This window comes from Fervidobacterium riparium (assembly GCF_025370035.1).
Taxonomy (GTDB): domain Bacteria; phylum Thermotogota; class Thermotogae; order Thermotogales; family Fervidobacteriaceae; genus Fervidobacterium; species Fervidobacterium gondwanense.
Genome location: NZ_CP009277.1, coordinates 305531 through 322162 on the forward strand (window position 1 = coordinate 305531; position 16632 = coordinate 322162).

The following is a 16632-nucleotide window of genomic DNA, read 5'->3' on the forward strand; positions in this document are numbered from 1 at the left end:
GGCCTTATAGATGTTATAATAATCACAGAAAAGACGAAGAAAAGAGCGCAAAGGGGTGTAAGCGGTGCACAAAAAAGTAGCCTTCAGCTTTGTTTTCTTAATATTGATAGCGATGGCATCCTTGTCGGTTGCCCAGATTTTTTTAATTTCTGACAAAATCATAGAACCTGCTAACGGATACTTCACAGAACAACAACTGCGCGAAATAGGGTTCAGCATAGTTAAGAACGATAAAGTATATCTCATATACGGCAAGAGACTCGTTATAGGCTCTTCAGGTGATTTTATCGTAGACTTTGACCAATTCGTACCGAACGCGTACACCGTCTCGAACGGCCAAATACTCGTGAAAGCCGATTTCATAGCTAATTTCCTGAATCTCTCAAAGCAAAACGACATATACTACGACAAACCAATTACCATAACCTCTGTCACGTACACAGAAGACGAGTTGTGGATAACATCGTCCATTCCGATGAGGAAAGAGTTCTTCACAACATCATTGTCGAACAACACACTTACTATCAAATTCTTCCCGGCAACAAGCACTGCAAAACTTCCTGAAGGGTTAACGCTTTCAAAAACTAACAACACGATTTCTATATCCTTTTCAAAACCAATCTCAGAATACGATGTAAGCATTTCAAATGGTGTGCTGAGGATCTCATACGTGCCAGTAATAAAAAAGATTGACTACCTAAAACGCACTGAATCATTTGCTGGCAGAACGTTCACTGTTAACTACATCATCGTTGAGCCAAAATATGTAAACATCACACCACTCCTTCCTGCAAAAGGCATAGGCTCGACAGCTACACTGCAGACTATTCTTTCACAGAACGGATATTCCAACGGTGTCAATGCGAATTACTTCGATCCTGCAACTGGACTGCCGATAGATATAATCATCGCGAATGGAAAAGTGCTATCTCACAGGTACGGTTTGAGGCCCATGTTCATCCAGACGACAGACAACCAAGTCTTCATCAAGAAAGCGTATGTTGATATAACTGTCAGAATCGGTGATGTTCTCTTACTTGTCAAAGGCGTAAACACAACCGCACTGGGAGAAGTTAATATATACACCGAAGAGTTCAACTTAAAAATCCCGAACGACAGGACAAAAACCTACGTTGTTGTCAAAAGTGGAAAGATATCCTCAATCGGATATGTTCAGTACGTACCGGACAAATCTCAAGTGATAATGCTCAGCACAGAATTGGTAAAAAAACTCCTTCCAAACCTTGCTGTTGGTCAAACTGTTTCTGTAGAGCTCTACACCGACAACGGTTACAAAGTTAAGAACGCAGTAGGTGCAGGTCCTCTGCTCTTACAGGACGGCAACATAATCCCGGACGCTGCTGAAGAAAAACTCAGATACGGCGGAGGAATCCCAACGACAAGGACGGAGAGGACTATAATAGCCATAAAAGACAACAAGGTGCACCTCATAACCATAGAAGGTCTCAGCGGTTCAGGTATGAACTTCGACGAAGCTGCCCAGTTCCTCAAATCGAAAGGTTATATTTCAGCGATGATGCTCGACGGTGGCGGCTCGACTGCGATGGTCTACGCAGGAAAGTATGTAACAAGCGGTACACCAAGGAATATCCCCGTTGCTCTGGGTGTGAAATAACTCGAGTAATTCCAAAAATGAAGGGCGGATAAAACCGCCCTTCTTTATTGTCTAAAAATTCGCTATGAATATTGAAAATTCTCAACAAGATCTTCAAATTCCTCAAATAACGGGGCTTCTTTCTTTTCTTCTAAAGCCATCTTAGCAAGCTTGTCAGCTAAATTATTCAGCGCATTTCCTCTGTGCGCTTCAACCTTGACAAACTCTATTTTCATCGCTTTTTTTAAATGCTCGACAAAAGCTTTGTATAACCTTGTCACTTCCGTATTCGCTTTCCACTCTCCATTTGCCCAGTGAGCCAATCCAGAATAATCGTGGAATATCTTAATACACTTGTACCCATTCTTCCACGCCCAGAAAATCGAATACATCACCGCATAAATCTCGCCTGAAACATTCCTGTGTTGTGCAAGAGGTTCGGAATAAAGCGGAAAGGAAAATTCTACAATCACAGTACGTCCATCACTGATAATTCCCCCAGCACCGATTACTCCATCTTTAAAACTCCCATCGGTGTAAGCTTTCAAACAAACGTTATCTTTCAAAATACTGAAACCCTCCTGTACAGTTTGCTCTACTTCTCATATATTATTAACGTGCATTACTTTTCATATCTGACGCACCAAGGACATAGAACCTCCAAAAACTACGAATGAACAACAATATCGGTAGCGCAATCAAAACACCCACAAACCCGAGAATGCTTCCGAGCAGGAAAATCGAAATCAGTATCACGAACCAGTGTAATTTCAAATTATTCCCCTGAATCCTTGGACCGTAAAGCCAGGATTCCGTTTGATTGACACCTACAAGAAGAACTGTGAGCCACACAATACCAATCAACCCTCGTGAAGTGAACGCGAGTAAATACATCGGAACAGCCGTGAAGAGCAAGCCGACGAACGGGAAGAACCCACCGATGAAACTCAGCACGCCCAATGTGAATGCCGAAGGCACACCGATAGCGTACAGCCCTATTGTTGTCAGCGTTGCGCTAATAAACGACACAAGCACCTGCCCTCGCAGATAACGTTTGACTTCAGAAAAGAACGTTCTTGCAAACAACTCGCCGTATTTTGGATCATCAACGAACAGCAAATTCACTTTCCTTCCGAAATACGCACGTATACTCTCTATTCCGATCATCGTCACAACCAGAAGCATAACCATCGTTATCAACGACGGCACGATTCCGACAACGTACTTAACTATCGAACCCAAAAACGACGAAATGTTGGCTTTAACCTCGTTTAAAAGCTCCGAAACCCACTTTGGCAGTTCAAAGTTCAGATGCGTTTTCTCTGCACTCGCTACAATCTCTCTAATCTGGTTTATTATCATCGGAAAGAAAGACACAACAGCATACACGAACACAAGAACGACCAGAACATAAGATGCAACAGCCAAATATTTCTTATTCGTCTTTCTCAAAACGTAATCGTACGGCACGCTGAGAACTGTCGAAAAATAATACCCCAGCACTAAAGCGCCGACCACAAACGGCACTTTGGCAGCAAAGAAGATGAAAACAAAAAAGTATATCAAAACCAAAACTGCATCGCGATTCTTAAAAATCCCGTTCTTCCTCTCAGCTATACCCTCAGTCATCTCTGGCCTTTCATCGTGTATCTTATTCTGCCTCTCACTCTTCTTCCCCATCAGCATTCTGCCCTTTCGTGATCTTCTTTTCTATTTCCAGCACGAGCGCTTCAGCGGTAGCAAGATTTGTTGCGAGTGGTACGTTGTGTACGTCGCACACTCTAAGGAGCGCGCTCACGTCTGGTTCGTGTGGCTGGGCAGTGAGTGGGTCTCTGAGGAATATCACGAAATCTATATCGCCATTCACGATCATTGAACCGATCTGCAAATCCCCACCGTACGGACCTGACTGGAACTTATTCACCTTAAGCCCGATTTTCTCTTCTATAACCTTCCCTGTCGTGCTCGTTGCAAAAAGCTCGCACTTTGAAAAGACATCCTTCCACTCCTTAACGAACATCGCAAGATCTAGTTTCTTCTTATCATGCGCGATAAGCGCAACTTTTATTCTTTCCATAACCCTACTCCCCTTTCGCATTCACAAACAAATATGCTCCATCAAGCTTTCTTTGCGCTGCTAAGTGTCTTTGCACGTACTGACCGCAGTTGCTCCCTATCTTATTTTCCTCAAGCTCTCCAACGCTGATAATAACTTCAAATCCGTTTTCTCTTAACTTCTCAACAAAAGTCCTGTGCTTTAAAACCAAACCGTTATCATCCACATCCGAATTCAACCCATTCTCAACTGCTCTGTACGTCGGGTTCACCGGCGTTATCTTTATCAAAAACTTCTCAGGATTAAAATACTTGATAATAACGTCAGCATCAGCCACATTCTCCTGAGCTAACGCAAAATTGAGCGTAACCTTCCTATCACCTTCACAAACAAACCTTTCGCCGTAACTTGCCATCCGCTCGAAATTCCACTTTTTCACCGGTATTATCTTATCTCTTTGCTCTGCATCCGTGCTGTGGATTGAAAACTGCATTTGGAACCGCCCAACGTACAACCTATTCTTAATTTCCAACAACCTTTCAAACCAGCTATCCCTGCCTATTGGAGCAACTGTGCTTATTGAAGGCATAAGACCTGGTGCGTTCAAAATGCTTGGCAGCTCTTCAAGCACGTCAAGAACCGTGTCGTTCAAAGCAGGTTCCCCAACGCGCGCAAATTGAATCTTGAACTTCTCGACGGGAATATAACTTCCAAATCTCTTATTCGTAAGATACAGAATCTGGCTCAAAATCTCCTCTTTTGATAACTTTCTTCGATAATATCCTCCAGCATCGCACATCATACAACCAACAGGACATCCGTCCATCGTTGAAACTATCAGTACCCACTTCTTCTCTCTTGGAATGGGGGGCTGAACTGACTCTACGAACTCGATCAATGCGCCGTCTTTACTCTCAGCCAGATACACCATCGCTATATCTTCTCGTCCATAGCTTTCGATTACTTTAAATTCCTTCAAATCGTTCATGAGGCTACCCATATCCACGTCACACCTCCACAAGTCTTCTGATTATCTATTTCATCTCTCTTAAAATCTCCATCGCACACCTTACCCCATCGCCTATCGCTATCGAAGACTGCCTCAAATCAGGATGCGCACAATCGCCGATTGCGTAGACCTTCATCTTCGAAACATCTATCTCGGGCACATTCAACTCCCTTCCGATAGCTATCAACAGCGCATCGAACTCGTATCTGCCACTATCTGAGAAGATGACTATTCCGCTATTACCTTCCTCAACACGCTTAATAGCATCCCCAAGCTTGATGTGTATATTTCGTTCTTTCGCATACTCAACAAGCTTACTTACCGCCTTCAACTCGTTATTTCTCACGAACACTGTAGGCATTATTTCATCCTCAAAAGCGTGGATAGCATAATCAATCGCCACATCCCCACCGCCGTAAACCGCAACTCTTTTAGTATCTTTTGGAAGATTAATGTACTCGTACAATACCCGCTCGCTTACTTCGAACTCAGGAATCCTTCTCGGCTTTGTCCCCGTTGCGACAACTGCGATATCGCAATCGTACGTCCCACTTCGCCCACGCAACTTTAAATCCTCAATCCTTAAAATCTCATCGTGTACGATTTCTAAACCGTACTGTTCAGCATACCATTCAAGTTGTTTTACAAATTGCTCTCCAGAGATAAAACCAAGCGGCGGAAAATTCTCAACCCGCCAAGCGTTCCGTATAGTCCCTGCAATTTTGCCTTTCTCAAAAATTCTAACATCAACACCGTATCTTTTCAACAAAACCCCGCAAGCAATCCCTGCAGGACCCGCGCCGATTATGGAAATTTTCAAGAACTCAGCCTCCCCATCATGTGGACACCGGCATGATAAACAAAATGAGCAAACGCTAATTCATTATACCACATTAAATATTGTAGAAAATCGAAGGAAAGATTCGGAAATTTTCACGATAGTTCATAAACTTCTCTCTTCTCTACGGAACTTCACAAAACTTGTGATAGCATCATTTTGTTTTCCAAAATATATGTGTTATCTTTTTACTGAAAACGTTTTCGAAAACGTTTTCAGAAAGAACAAGAGTTCAGAAAAAGGGGTGATAGATATTGAAAAAATCAGGTATTTTTAACTCGCAGATAGCTAAAGTTGTAGCCTCCATGGGGCACAAAGATACGATAGCGATAGTCGATATGGGTTTTCCCGTGCCTGATTCAACGGAACGGATAGACCTGGTGTTAGACTATGGAAAACCCACATTCTTTGAAGTCCTTGAACAGATTTTGAAGGAGCTCGAAGTGGAAGAAGTAATAATCGCCAACGAATCAAAGGACGAGTTTGTGCAGGAAATTCAAAAAAGGCTTCCAAATGCCAAGATCAAGAGAACCAGCCACGAAGAGCTGAAAGAACTGAGCAAGAAATGCAAAGCAGTTATAAGAACAGGTGATGTAAAGCCGTACAACAATGCAATATTCGTTTCTGGAGTGATATTCTAAAATGAATGAAAAGATTTTAGAACTCGAGGGCATAACGAAGTCATTCCCAGGTGTGGTAGCTCTAAAGAATGTGAGATTTGACCTGTATTCCGGTGAGGTCCATGCACTCATCGGCGAAAATGGCGCAGGAAAGAGCACACTTATCAAGATAATAAGTGGTGTCCACCAACCAGATGCTGGAAGAATAGTGTATAACGGAGAGCACTTGTTGTTCAAAAGTCCAACGGAGGCAATAGCAAAGGGCATCTCCACAATCCACCAAGAACTAAACCTATTCGAAGAACTGACCGTTGCGGAGAACGTTTTTGTTGGAAAGTTGGAAACTTTCAACTTCTCAAAGAGGAAGGCAATTGCCATTGTCCAAGGATTTCTCGATGAACTGAACTTCAATCTCCGTGCAGACGAGAAAGTCAAGAATTTGAACACATCAGAAAAGCAACTCGTGATGATTGCAAAAGCACTCTTTTTGAATTCAAAGGTACTCATAATGGACGAGCCGACGGCAACGATAACCGAATACGAAACGGAAAGACTCTTTGGAATTATTAAAAATCTTAAAAAGAAAGGTGTATCCGTTATTTTCATCTCCCATCGCTTAGAAGAGATATACGAAATAGCAGATAGGGTTACTGTACTTCGTGATGGAGAATATATCACCACAGGTAGAGTTGATGAAATCAGCAAAGACGAGCTCATACGCCTTATGGTTGGCAGAAAGATCGAAGAGATGTATCCCAAGTTCAATAAACCCACAGACGAAGTGCTATTCTCCGTCGAAAGCCTTACAATCGAAGGTTTGGTGGAAGATGTGACGTTCTCAGTTAAGAGAGGCGAAATATTCGGCATTGCAGGGCTTGTCGGCTCAGGCAAATCGGAAATAGCCTTAGGTATCTTTGGGTACTTACCAGCGAAATGGGAAAAGATGACCTTGCTTGGTGAAGACCTAAAGCCACAGAAGAACATGTTAGAACACGGAATAGCGCTCGTACCGGAAGATAGGAAAAAGATGGGACTGATTCTTGATCTCGATGTCGTGAAGAACATCACCTTGCAAAATACAGACGAAGTATCTAAACTTTGGCATATACTCTGGAAAAAGGCGAAGTCGATATCCGCAGATGAGGTGAAGAAATATTCGATTAAGGTCAGCTCGATAAAGCAAAAGGTGAAGACTCTTTCAGGGGGAAACCAGCAAAAGGTAGTGCTCTCAAAAGTACTTAGAAAGACTCCGAAACTTGTGATTTTGGTAGAGCCAACAAGAGGTATAGATGTTGGCACAAAAGTTGAGGTGTACAACATAATCAACGAGCTTGCGAATTCTGGAGTTGGCGTGATTTTCATCTCATCGGAACTGCCCGAAATCGTCAATTTGTGCGATAGAGTCTTAGTGATGCACAGGGGTAAATCTATGGGAATATTGGGGAGAAAAGATGTTAACGAAGAGAACGTAATAAAACTAGCTACGGGAGTTGATATGTAATGGCATCTAAGAAGGTACTCAGGAAACTGAAAGACTATCCTGCAATAGTTGGACTTATCGGACTTGTCATACTCTTTTCTATCCTTTCAGACAGATTCTTCACGGTTTCGAACTTCATCAACGTTCTCAGGCAAGTCTCGATGCAGGCTATTATCGCCTTTGGAATGACCGTTGTCATCATTTCTGGAGGAATAGACCTTTCCGTAGGTTCGGTCTTTGCACTTTCAGCCGCCATACTCGCTTCGATTGTTAGCAAAAATTCAATAGCACTGGGCATCATCGCTGCACTTGCAACCGGAGCTGGCTTTGGGCTTGTGAACGGCTTCATCATTGCGAAAGCAAAACTACAGCCGTTCATAGTGACGTTGGCAACGATGGCGATTGCAAGGAGTTTGACACTGGCTTACACGGAAGGAATGCCCATCACTGGCTTTTCTGATGCTTTCAGATTCATCGGTTCAGGCGACATTGTCGGTATCCCCGTTCCTATACTCATCATGTTCGGATTTTTGGCACTGATGTTCTACATAACAACTTATACCAAGTTCGGTCTGTACGCTTATTCAATTGGTGGAAACGAAACAGCAGCACGTCTCAGCGGAGTCAAGGTTGATGTCTACAAAATCAGCTTTTACATGCTGAGCGGTCTTTTAAGCGCCGTAAGTGCGATTATCTTAACATCGAGGCTCAACAGTGCCCAGCCTACCTTTGGTGTTGGATACGAGCTCGACGCTATCGCTGCTGTTGTTCTTGGTGGTGCGAGCCTTTCAGGAGGTAAGGGCTCGATTATAGGCACATTCTTCGGGGCACTCATAATGGGAATTTTGAACAACGGAATGAATATCCTCAATGTTTCGCCATTCTATCAAGATGCAGTCAAAGGCATAGTTATTCTAACGGCAGTCTTGGTCGAACGTGAGGGTTGACAAACTCTTTCAGGAGGTGGAAGGTATGAAAAGGTGGATACTCGTACTGATGATGGTTGTTTTTGCGGTTTCAGTTTTCAGCTTCAAGGTCGGACTTTCATTATCGACACTTAACAACCCGTTCTTTGTCACATTAAGGGATGGTGCGCAAGCAGCGGCAAAGGAACTTGGCATAACGCTCTTAGTGGTTGATGCTCAAGACAAGCCAGCAAAACAGCTCAACGACATAGAAGACCTCATTCAAAAGAAAGTAGATTTGATAATAATCAACCCAACAGACAGTGCAGCGATAGTCCCAGCTATCGAAGCAGCGAACAAGGCGAAGATTCCTGTAATAACAGTTGACCGTGGTGCTGCAGGTGGACAAGTTGTTGTGCACATAGCTTCTGACAACGTCGCAGGTGGTGCGATGGCAGCAAGGTTCATCGCTCAACAGCTTAAAGGAACCGGCAAAGTCGTTATGTTAGTTGGTATCCCAGGAACATCTGCAGCGCGTGACAGAGGTGCGGGTTTCAAGAACGAATTGAAAAAATACCCAAACATCAAACTTGTCGCGGAACAAGTTGCGAACTTCAACAGAGCAGAAGGCATGAGAGTCATGGAAAACCTTCTCCAAGCATATCCTGATATCAACGCAGTATTTGCTCAGAACGATGAAATGGCACTCGGGGCAATAGAAGCCATTAGAGCAGCAGGAAAACTTGGAAAGATAATCGTTGTTGGATTCGACGCAATACCTGACGCACTTAATGCTGTGAAGAAAGGCGAAATGGCTGCAACAGTTGCACAACAGCCATATCTTATGGGACAACTCGCCGTCCAGAAAGCTCACGAATACTTAACAAACAAAACGGTTTTCATCCCAGTTGAATTGGAACTCGTTACTAAGTAAAATAGATACAATGGTTCAGCCGGGAGGGGGAAAATCCCTCCTGGCCTTTTGAAATCTTAATTTGGAGAGTGGACGAATGGCGAAAGTTAGCATTAAAGATGTAGCAAGAAAAGCAGGTGTATCCATCTCAACAGTTTCGCGTGTACTAACCAGTTCAGCACCCGTTTCTGAGGAGCTAAAAAAGAAAGTAGAAGAAGCCGTCCAAGAACTCGGATATTCCCCGAGCATGCTTGCACGCAGCTTGCGACACGGTAGAACAAAAACGATAGGATTCATACTACCGGATATCTCAAACCCGTTCTTTGTCCAAATAGTCCGAGGTGCCGAAGATTATCTTTGGGAACACGGATACACGCTGATCTTTGGCAGCTCTGACCAGAACAGAAAAAAAGAAGACACAATACTTAATACGCTTTTATCAAAACACATAGATGGTCTTCTATTTACGGGCACGGGAGAATCGAACCCGAAACTTTTGCGGAGCATACAACACGGACTCAACGTTGTCTTCTTAGACAGGCTCATAAAGGACGTCAACGTATCCTACGTGGTTGTTGACAACTTCAAAGGCATAACCATGCTCGTTGACTATTTAGTAGACACCGGTCACAGAAATTTCATATTCATCAACGGTGACAAAAACACATTCAGCGCCAAGCAAAGACACGACGCGTTTATTTCTAAAATGCGCGAATACGGATTGCAACACGAACATCATTACGCAAGCTTTTCGTACGACGCAGGGTACGAATTTGGAAAGAACATAACAAAAAGTTTGCCAGATGCGATCTTGTGTGGAAACGACTTAATAGCATTCGGTCTCTTGGATGCTTTAGAAGAGAAAGGAGTACGTATACCCGACGATGTCAGCGTGACTGGATATGACGACATACCATTCAGCAAATACTACAAGCCTGCGTTGACAACTGTCCATCAGCCCACGTACGAAATGGGAAAAACAGCAGCGGAAATATTGTTGAAACTCATAAACGGCGAGATGACCACCATTGAAGGCATAGTCCTCGAACCAGAACTCGTTGTCAGAGAATCTACAAGGAGGAAATAAAATGATAGCCGTTATCGGAAGCTCGAACATGGATATAGTCTTAACAGTTGAGCACTTTACCAAACCCGGTGAAACACAGAAAATCTTAAATCTTGAATACTTCCCTGGCGGAAAAGGTGCCAACCAAGCAGTTGCGGTTGCTAAACTTTCTAAAAGCAACGTATTTTTTTTAACTATGCTTGGAAACGATTCATACGGAAGCGCACTTGCAAAAAGCTATGAAAAACTTGGAATATCAGGTTACAAATTTGTCGACACGAACACAGGCCTTGCGTTCATCGAAGTAACGCTTTCTGGTGAAAACAGGATAATGATCACATATGGAGCGAACGCATATCTTACACCAGAGGTTATCGAAGAGTGTAAGAGTGATATACTGAGAAGTGACATTCTCCTTTTACAAAACGAAATACCTTTCGAATCAACCCTCCTTGCAGCAAAGCTATTAAAAGACGCTGGAAAATTAGTAATCTTCGACCCTGCACCAGCTATAGGAATTAACCCAGAGATATTCCCTTACGTAGATATACTCACACCAAACGAAGAAGAATTAAAAACACTCTCAGAAAACATCATCGGCAGATACGAATCAATAGAGAAAACGTTCGAAGCATTCAAAGAAAAAGGACTAAGAACTATGGTTGTAAAACAAGGTGAAAAGGGTGCAACGTATATAGATGAGAAAACGATGATCTCAGTTCCGACTATCAAGGTTCAATCCGTGGACACAACCGCAGCCGGCGACGTCTTCAACGGTGCTTTAGCCGTTGCACTAAGTGAGGGAAAGGACATACAGAGTGCAATCGAATTTGCAAACACCTGTGCGGCAATATCAGTAACACGAAAAGGTGCACAGCCTTCCATACCTAACCGTGAAGAAGCCGAACAATTCAAATAAAAAAGACCGTGGCGGAAATGCACTGAGTCCCAATAACGAAAAATGAAAAAGAAAAGCACCCCCGAGTATGGTAAAATAAAACCAACAAGGGGGTGTTTTTCTTGGCAAAGAAAGGACAGAAATTCAAGAAGTATTCTGCTGAACTGAAACAAGAAGTCATTAGACTCTACTTGGAAGAGCATCTTCCAAAAAGGACAATTGCATCTCTTTTGGGCATCGACGAAGGTAGAGTACGATTGTGGATAAAGAACTACCTTACTCATGGAAGTGTCGAACTGAAAAAAGGCAGACCGAAGAAAGAAGCACATGAACTTGAGCTTGAAAGGTTAAGAGCAGAGAATGCATACTTGAAATTATTGATTGAAAAGTTGTTTGAAGAGAGTGATAAAAAAAACAAAGATTGAAGTAATCAAGCAATTAAGCAGTGAATTCAGCATTAGCCTATTGTGTGAAATAGCGGACATATCAACAAATGGGTATTACCGAGCGATAAATAAGAAGGATAAAGATAAGCAGATAAAAGAAAGGATAAGAGAGATATACTTCAAGTACAATGGAATCTACGGATACAGAAGGATAACGATGGTGCTAAGAAGAGAAGGAAAGATAGTAAATCACAAAAAGGTATACAGGCTAATGTGGGGCTGTATGCAAGGATAAGGAAGAAGAACTACATAAGCAGAGCAGCAAAAGAAACATTGTATGTAAGTGATAACATACTAAGAAGGAACTTTAGAAGTGAAAGTAAGTATGAAAAGTTTGTAAGTGATATAACAGAGATAAAGACAAAAGAAGGGAAATTGTACTTAATGATAATACAAGACCATATTCACCCCATGAAGGATTTGGAGGGAAATTAGGAGAGTGATAAAATTCATCTTAGAGGGGTGAGTCGTATGCAGAGCAGGAAAGAGTATTCTCCAGAGTTCAAACTTACTGTCGTCAAGGAATATCTTAACGGTGATAAGTCACAAGCGCAGATTTGTGAGAAATATTCAATCTCTCCCAGCATATTCTTCAGATGGTTGAAGAATTACAAGGAATCAGGATACGATGATTCAGTATTCAATGTCAGCAGAGGAAGGCCGGGATCAATCATATCAGATTATTCAAAGATACCGCCATTCATCTTTGAATCGGCAGGTGTTCGGAGAGACGATTCAACCAATCCGAACGACACAATTGCCTTGAAACGGAAACTTGAATACTACGAGAAGATACTGCTCGAGAAGGAAGTACAATTGAGGATAGCATTAGACCAAATAGAGTTATTAAAAAAAACAAACAGCAAGAAAGAGAATCAACAAAAGTAAAATCGACAAATGTTGGAGAATTGTTAATAAGTTTGAAGTACAAGAGAATTGGAGTATGCCTAAGATATCTTTTAGGGAAGTTTCAAATGAGTTCAAGCACATTTTACGCAACAACACGAACGTTCTTTTCAATAGATTGGATAAAGGGAAAGAGCAAAAGAAGATGCAAAGGCTACTCAACAAAGGTAACAGGGGAAACAATCAGTGACGAAGAAATAGAGGGACTTTTAGTTACGATATACGAGAATGAGAACTGTAATGATCCAGAATACTACATCAAGACACTTGGAGACAAGAAGCTCTCGAAAGTACTGAAGAGAAGATACGGAATAATAGTAAATCACAAGAAAATATACAGAATGAGGAAAGAACTCGGACTAATACGTAAGTACAAGAAACATGCAAAACATCCAAAGAAAAGGCCAAAGGATCATGAAATAGGAGAGACAAATAGATATTGGGAAGCAGACATTAAATTCATACCGACAAAGAAAGACGGATACGTACCGATGCTTGACATAATAGACGTGAGAGACAAAACGATAGTAGGGACACATTTGGGACAGAAGAGCAAATCGAAGAACTTCATAGAATGCATAGAAAGAGCGATAGAATACAGGAAAGTAGATACGAAGAAACTGACGATAAGGACAGACAATGGGCCACAATTCAAATCAAAAGCAACGGAAGGATACCTGGAAGAAATGGGAATAGAGCATGAATTTGGATACAAGAACAATCCAAACAGCCAAGCATACATAGAGTCACATCATTCAGTAGTAGAGAGAGAATTCGTACAAATGAATGAATTTGAGTACATAGAAGACGTATACAATGCATACAAAGCATACATATACTTCTACCAAGAGATAAGGCCGCACGGATCATTAGGATATATGACACCGAGCGAATATGATGAACTATTAAACGAGCAAGAAAGTAGGAAAGGCGCAATTAACAGAGTGGTGGTTGTGAAAAAATGAGACTCGCTTAATTATTCTCCAAAAACAGGGGGTTTAACCGCGTCGAACTTAAGCGGATCACCATCTGGATCTGAAGACTGCCACGAGAACTTTGGAATTCTGTTCGGCTGATTTATCGCACCGTTAGCCGGATACGGCGATGTTGGCTTTGTCGGCGGATTATTCTCATACGTTTCGAATGTGAACTTTTCGCTCTGCGTCTTTCCGCCATGCGGATCCTTAGCGACGACATACCATGCATAAGTCTTGCCGACGTCTAAGATACTTTTTGGGTCAGAAAAGATTTGAGAAGTTGAATTTATACCCTCCCTGCTCACCACAACGTTTCCTTCCGACTCAATAACAAAATCGTACGAAACTGTGTCTTCATCGGGATCAACTGAATTAAGCCATCTAAACGTCAAAGACGTTATCTTTGCAAAATTCACCCTTGAATTGTTAGCAGGTTCTAACAACGTTGGTTTGTTTGGTGGCGAATTTTGCTTCGTTGTGAACGTGAATTCCTGAGTTTTCGAAAGGCCGTACGTATCGATAGCGGTTATCTTTAACCTATAGAGAGTATCTGGTTTCAGCCCAGTTACCCTGTACTGAGTAAGCGTCGAACCGCTGAGCAAATTCTGACTATCGTTCAGCGAGACGTTGTACTTTAGCTCTTCGTAATCTTTATCGTATCCTTCCCATTGTAGTAGCAAGTTGTTGAACTTAACACCAACCTGCCCGTTCTTTGGGTTCAAAAGCTCAATATTTTGCGGTGCCTCATTTGTTTTCGTTCTGAAAGTTGCCCTTGTCAGAGAGCTCTCGCTTCCCCATGGATCTTTGGCTTTAACAGTCCATTCATAATCCTTCTGCTGTTCTAAATTCTTTACAACAGCAGAATTTGTTGCAACTGTAGTTGTGAAAACAGGTTCAGTCTTGCCAAGTAAATACACCTTTACCTCAAAAGTCAAATCGTCGTTATCTGGATCAGTTGCGCTCCAAGTTAACGCCAGAGCTCCAAAAGGATGATCAGAAGTCTTATCAGGTTTCAGGTTGCTCACAGAAGGTGGTGTATTATTTTTTGTATTGAAATACCATACGTCACTTGCAACTGAATCGTCATCCCTCAACCTTACGTACCACTTATATCTTACTGTAGGCTTGAGCTTTCCTTTTGGAACAACAACTGATACCTCGTCTCCGTTACCGTCAACAACGGTTTTATAAACCTCTACATTATTAACTGCTTCCTTAACTACCAATTCGTACTTTTCGTTAGTGGGCGTTCTAAACTTCAAAACTGCATTATTGAATTCGACATTCACAGCCTCATCCTGAGGGCTCAGAAGTAACGGCTTGTTGCTGTTCGCACCGCCGTTATTATTCGTTGGCACACAACTAACAAGCAGGAATGCAGAATATAAAGCCAAAGCGAAATAAAGCAAAGAGCTTGCCTTCTTTATCTTTGTAAATCTCATACAACCCCTCCCTGAAATTCTGTATTTTTCTTTCAAACCCTTTCAAAAATCATTATACCACACCTTCTCCCCAAAATCCTATACAAAAAAAGCATCTCCGAATTGGTTCGGAGATGCTTTCATAACATCACAATTCACTATTAGAGCAGTATCACGTTCTCGTATTTTCCTTTCGTCACATTCTTCGTATCGAACAAAAACGGCACGTTCTTCGCGACGAATTCATAGTCTATTCCGGTTGTGTGGCCTGATGTAACTATAGCCCCATCCATCTTCTTCAAATTCTCCTCAGTCAATTCAATTCTCTTGTAGTGCTTCCCGTTGTGCGTGAACTCAGGAACAAACGGATCGTAGTAGAACACATTCACTTTCTTTCGTTCAAGAATCTCAATCACCTTCAACGCAGGACTCTCCCTCAAATCATCTATATTCCCCTTGTACGTCACGCCAAGCAAAAGGATATTCCTTCCGTTCAAACACTGCATCCTGTCGTTCAAAATATCCGAAAGCCTGTCGACAACATAGTACGGCATATTATCCGAAATCTCGCCCGCAACCTCAACGAGCATCATGTGCAAATCGTACTCTTTCGCCTTGTAGACCAAATAGAACGGATCTATCGGAATACAGTGCCCGCCGATGCCGGGTCCAGGATAGAACGGCATATAACCGAACGGCTTCGTCGCAGCCGCATCTATAACCTCCCAGATGTTTATATTCATCTTATTCGCTACCTTCGTCATCTCCTGCACGAGGGCTATATTCACAAGCCTGAACGTATTCTCCAAAATCTTCGTCATCTCAGCAGCCCTCGGCGAAGAAACTGGGAACACGCCAGCTTCAAGCACGTTCTCATACAGCGCCACCGCATGCTTCGTACACTCAGGAGTCATACCGCCGACAACCTTAGGGGTATTTCTCGTCTTGTATCGTGGATTTCCTGGGTCAACTCTCTCAGGGCTGAACGCAAGATAGAAATCCTTACCAACTTTCAAGCCAGTTTCTTCCAAAATTGGCAGTACTACCTCATCCGTTGTCCCTGGGTACGTTGTACTTTCCAAAACGACAAGCTGTCCTTTTCTCAACCTCTTCTTTATCTCATTTGCGCTGTTGATAATATAGCTCAAATCTGGCTGCTTGAATTTATCAAGCGGTGTTGGCACGCATATACTTATTACATCGCAACTTTTCAATTCATCGAAATCCGCCGTCGCTCTTAACTCCTTCGACTGGACAAGCTCTTTGAGTTCAGCATCATCCACATCTCCTATATAATTCTCCCCGCGGTTGATCATATCAACCCTCTTTTGCTGTATATCAAACCCAACAACCCTGTAACCTGCCCTCGCCTTCTCAACAGCCAAAGGCAGCCCAACATATCCCATCCCAATAACGCCTATTACCGCATTTTTGCTTAATATCTTTTCGTACAAACTCATTCTCCATCCCTCCCAATCATTC

General features: G+C 42.4%; 19 protein-coding genes. 12 read left to right on the forward strand and 7 right to left on the reverse strand.

Annotation, left to right across the window (positions count from 1 at the left end; genetic code table 11):
* Nucleotides 1-64: 64 nt before the first annotated feature.
* Entirely contained in the window at nt 65-1636 is a 1572-nt protein-coding gene (locus IB67_RS01350; RefSeq protein ID WP_245789406.1) for a phosphodiester glycosidase family protein, read from the forward strand.
* 62 nt (nt 1637-1698) lie between these two features.
* Here the strand turns inward: IB67_RS01350 and IB67_RS01355 are convergent, their stop codons facing one another.
* Genes IB67_RS01355 through IB67_RS01375 form a run of 5 tightly spaced genes read right to left on the reverse strand, consistent with a single transcriptional unit; the run spans nt 1699 to nt 5500 of the window.
* Nucleotides 1699-2181 (reverse strand): RNase H family protein, encoded by a 483-nt coding sequence (locus IB67_RS01355; RefSeq protein ID WP_072757305.1) that lies wholly within the window; start codon nt 2179-2181, stop codon nt 1699-1701.
* Between the two features lie 46 nt (nt 2182-2227).
* Entirely contained in the window at nt 2228-3295 is a 1068-nt protein-coding gene (locus tag IB67_RS01360; protein WP_245789404.1) for an AI-2E family transporter, read from the reverse strand.
* Nucleotides 3279-3692 carry a methylglyoxal synthase gene (locus tag IB67_RS01365; protein ID WP_084634281.1) on the reverse strand — a complete coding sequence of 138 codons (414 nt, stop codon included), beginning with the start codon at nt 3690-3692 and terminating at the stop codon, nt 3279-3281. The genes IB67_RS01360 and IB67_RS01365 overlap by 17 nt, the downstream gene beginning before the upstream one ends.
* Nucleotides 3693-3696: 4 nt before the next feature.
* Nucleotides 3697-4671 carry a radical SAM protein gene (locus IB67_RS01370; RefSeq protein WP_143145240.1) on the reverse strand — a complete coding sequence of 325 codons (975 nt, stop codon included), beginning with the start codon at nt 4669-4671 and terminating at the stop codon, nt 3697-3699.
* Between the two features lie 34 nt (nt 4672-4705).
* On the reverse strand, nt 4706-5500 hold the full coding sequence (locus IB67_RS01375) for an NAD(P)/FAD-dependent oxidoreductase (protein ID WP_072757301.1): 795 nt from the start codon (nt 5498-5500) through the stop codon (nt 4706-4708).
* 272 nt (nt 5501-5772) lie between these two features.
* Between IB67_RS01375 and rbsD the strand changes: the two genes are divergently transcribed.
* The 11 genes from rbsD to IB67_RS01430 all read left to right on the forward strand — a co-directional run bounded on the left by rbsD (nt 5773) and on the right by IB67_RS01430 (nt 13717).
* A complete protein-coding gene (rbsD, locus tag IB67_RS01380) occupies nt 5773-6159 on the forward strand; it encodes a D-ribose pyranase (RefSeq protein WP_072757297.1) in 387 nt (128 codons plus the stop codon).
* A gap of 1 nt (nt 6160) precedes the next feature.
* Nucleotides 6161-7639, forward strand: coding sequence for a sugar ABC transporter ATP-binding protein (locus tag IB67_RS01385; RefSeq protein WP_072757295.1), 1479 nt, complete (start codon nt 6161-6163; stop codon nt 7637-7639).
* Entirely contained in the window at nt 7639-8565 is a 927-nt protein-coding gene (locus IB67_RS01390; protein ID WP_072757293.1) for an ABC transporter permease, read from the forward strand. Before IB67_RS01385 ends, IB67_RS01390 begins: the two co-directional genes overlap by 1 nt.
* A gap of 25 nt (nt 8566-8590) precedes the next feature.
* A complete protein-coding gene (locus tag IB67_RS01395; protein ID WP_072757282.1) occupies nt 8591-9457 on the forward strand; it encodes a D-ribose ABC transporter substrate-binding protein in 867 nt (288 codons plus the stop codon).
* Between the two features lie 76 nt (nt 9458-9533).
* The gene (locus tag IB67_RS01400; protein ID WP_072757280.1) at nt 9534-10523 is read left to right on the forward strand and encodes a LacI family DNA-binding transcriptional regulator; all 990 of its coding nucleotides are present in this window, start codon (nt 9534-9536) and stop codon (nt 10521-10523) included.
* 1 nt (nt 10524) lies between these two features.
* Complete coding sequence (gene rbsK, locus IB67_RS01405) at nt 10525-11421, forward strand: ribokinase (RefSeq protein ID WP_072757278.1); 897 nt, start codon at nt 10525-10527, stop codon at nt 11419-11421.
* 101 nt (nt 11422-11522) lie between these two features.
* On the forward strand, nt 11523-11825 hold the full coding sequence (locus IB67_RS01410) for a transposase (RefSeq protein ID WP_072757276.1): 303 nt from the start codon (nt 11523-11525) through the stop codon (nt 11823-11825).
* A complete protein-coding gene (locus IB67_RS01415) occupies nt 11803-12081 on the forward strand; it encodes an IS3 family transposase (RefSeq protein WP_245789402.1) in 279 nt (92 codons plus the stop codon). Before IB67_RS01410 ends, IB67_RS01415 begins: the two co-directional genes overlap by 23 nt.
* Entirely contained in the window at nt 12060-12281 is a 222-nt protein-coding gene (locus IB67_RS01420) for a hypothetical protein (RefSeq protein WP_498875355.1), read from the forward strand. Before IB67_RS01415 ends, IB67_RS01420 begins: the two co-directional genes overlap by 22 nt.
* A gap of 36 nt (nt 12282-12317) precedes the next feature.
* Nucleotides 12318-12734, forward strand: a complete 417-nt coding sequence (locus IB67_RS01425; RefSeq protein WP_011993257.1) for a transposase — start codon at nt 12318-12320, stop codon at nt 12732-12734.
* A 32-nt stretch (nt 12735-12766) separates the two neighbouring features.
* Nucleotides 12767-13717 (forward strand): IS3 family transposase, encoded by a 951-nt coding sequence (locus tag IB67_RS01430; protein WP_187146486.1) that lies wholly within the window; start codon nt 12767-12769, stop codon nt 13715-13717.
* Nucleotides 13718-13728: 11 nt separating this feature from the next.
* On the opposite strand, the gene IB67_RS01435 is transcribed toward IB67_RS01430, so the two are convergent.
* Nucleotides 13729-15171 (reverse strand): fibronectin type III domain-containing protein, encoded by a 1443-nt coding sequence (locus IB67_RS01435; protein ID WP_498875356.1) that lies wholly within the window; start codon nt 15169-15171, stop codon nt 13729-13731.
* Nucleotides 15172-15311: 140 nt separating this feature from the next.
* Nucleotides 15312-16610 (reverse strand): nucleotide sugar dehydrogenase, encoded by a 1299-nt coding sequence (locus IB67_RS01440; RefSeq protein ID WP_498875357.1) that lies wholly within the window; start codon nt 16608-16610, stop codon nt 15312-15314.
* Nucleotides 16611-16632: the final 22 nt, after the last annotated feature.

Coding starts and splice junctions, on each gene's coding strand:
- IB67_RS01395 (WP_072757282.1), top strand. CDS start 8,591: ATGAAAAGGTGGATACTCGTACTGATGATGGTTGTTTTTGCGGTTTCA.
- IB67_RS01365 (WP_084634281.1), bottom strand. CDS start 3,692: ATGGAAAGAATAAAAGTTGCGCTTATCGCGCATGATAAGAAGAAACTA.
- rbsK (WP_072757278.1), top strand. CDS start 10,525: ATGATAGCCGTTATCGGAAGCTCGAACATGGATATAGTCTTAACAGTT.
- IB67_RS01390 (WP_072757293.1), top strand. CDS start 7,639: ATGGCATCTAAGAAGGTACTCAGGAAACTGAAAGACTATCCTGCAATA.
- IB67_RS01435 (WP_498875356.1), bottom strand. CDS start 15,171: ATGAGATTTACAAAGATAAAGAAGGCAAGCTCTTTGCTTTATTTCGCT.
- IB67_RS01360 (WP_245789404.1), bottom strand. CDS start 3,295: ATGGGGAAGAAGAGTGAGAGGCAGAATAAGATACACGATGAAAGGCCA.
- IB67_RS01440 (WP_498875357.1), bottom strand. CDS start 16,610: ATGAGTTTGTACGAAAAGATATTAAGCAAAAATGCGGTAATAGGCGTT.
- IB67_RS01385 (WP_072757295.1), top strand. CDS start 6,161: ATGAATGAAAAGATTTTAGAACTCGAGGGCATAACGAAGTCATTCCCA.
- IB67_RS01400 (WP_072757280.1), top strand. CDS start 9,534: ATGGCGAAAGTTAGCATTAAAGATGTAGCAAGAAAAGCAGGTGTATCC.
- IB67_RS01370 (WP_143145240.1), bottom strand. CDS start 4,671: ATGGGTAGCCTCATGAACGATTTGAAGGAATTTAAAGTAATCGAAAGC.
- IB67_RS01425 (WP_011993257.1), top strand. CDS start 12,318: ATGCAGAGCAGGAAAGAGTATTCTCCAGAGTTCAAACTTACTGTCGTC.